Origin of the sequence: Gilliamella sp. Gris1-4 (assembly GCF_001690335.1) — a bacterium.
GTDB classification, from domain to species: domain Bacteria; phylum Pseudomonadota; class Gammaproteobacteria; order Enterobacterales; family Orbaceae; genus Gilliamella; species Gilliamella apicola_P.
On the sequence record NZ_LZHA01000025.1, the window covers coordinates 1 to 1,530 of the forward strand.

Here is a 1,530-nt window from a genome sequence, read left to right on the forward strand (position 1 = left end):
AATTATTAGTTTAAGGAAAGATTATGAAAAAGGGCGAAAAGAAAAAAGTGGGTCGCCCAAGTGAACTAGCTGAATGCTTAATTAAGGCTAAAGAATACTTGCTTGGGGACTATGAAACATTTGGGGATGTAGTGCCAAGTGTTGCAGGTCTTGCTTGTTATCTTGGTAAGCACAAGTCATCAATGTATGAGTATGCAAAACAAAACAAAGAGTTTTCCGACACGCTAGAAGCAATTAAAACGTTACAAGAGAATAAACTAATAAATGGTGGGCTAACTAGCTCATTCAATCCAACAATCACTAAGCTAATGCTATCTAATCACGGCTATAGCGAAAAACAAGAAATAGACCACCAATCATCCGACGGCTCGATGTCACCAAAACCAACACGAATAGAGCTAGTCACACCCGCAGAGTAAACGTCATGACAACAGCACAAATACAGTTACCTAAAAAATTGATATCTGTGTTTGTAGCCGAAAATGTCAGATATCGTGGTGCGTACGGCGGTCGAGGTAGCGCTAAAACTCGTTCATTTGCATTAATGACAGCGATTAAAGGCTATCAATTTGCAGAAGCCGGTGTAAGCGGGGTAATACTGTGCGCCCGTGAGTTTATGAACTCGTTAGCTGATTCTTCTATGGAAGAAGTAAAGCAGGCTATTCGCTCGGTTGATTGGTTAGCTGATTACTACGACATCGGTCAAAACTATATCAGAACAAGAAATGGATTGGTTAGTTATGTGTTCTGCGGATTACGTCATAATCTAGACAGTATTAAATCAAAAGCGCGTATATTGCTATGCTGGGTTGATGAAGCGGAAAATGTTTCGGAAATTGCATGGCGAAAGTTAACCCCTACGGTTCGTGAGACTAACTCCGAAATATGGGTAACGTGGAACCCCGAAACAGAGGGAAGCCCAACAGATATAAGATTCAGACAAACCCCGCCAGATAATGCCATCATCGTTGAGATGAATTATAACGATAATCCATTTTTCCCTGATGTGTTAGAGCAAGAGAGATTAAACGACTTGGCCCGATTGGATTATGCGTCATATGCTTGGGTGTGGGAGGGAGCATACCTAGAGAATTCAGATAAACAAGTTTTAAGTGGTCGATATGTTGTTGAAGAATTTGATGACAACCTGCACAAACAAGCAGACCGTTTATTGTTCGGTGCTGACTTCGGCTTTGCAAATGACCCAAACACATTAATCCGCTCATTTATTTTGAACGATTGTCTGTATATCGAATATGAAGCATACGGCGTTAATATCGAACTCGACGAAATGCCAGCTTTTTATGATTCAGTGCCAGAGTCAAGAAAATGGCCGATTAAAGGTGATTGCTCAAGACCTGAAACAATCAGTCACATCAAGCGCAAGGGTTTTAATATCTCAGCAGCAAAAAAATGGCAGGGCAGTGTTGAGGACGGTATCGCATATCTGCGAGGGTTTAAAAAAATTATTATCCATCCTCGCTGTAAACATACCGCAACCGAAGCTCGGTTATATAGCTATAAAACTGA

Annotated in this window: 2 protein-coding genes; both read left to right on the plus strand. The window is 40.9% G+C overall.

What is annotated here, in order from left to right; genetic code table 11:
* Positions 1-23: 23 nt before the first annotated feature.
* Complete coding sequence (locus A9G31_RS03060) at positions 24-419, plus strand: DNA-packaging protein (protein ID WP_065560381.1); 396 nt, start codon at positions 24-26, stop codon at positions 417-419.
* Positions 420-424: 5 nt separating this feature from the next.
* Positions 425-1,530: PBSX family phage terminase large subunit (locus tag A9G31_RS03065; protein WP_065560382.1), on the plus strand; the 1,106-nt coding region annotated here is incomplete at its 3' end.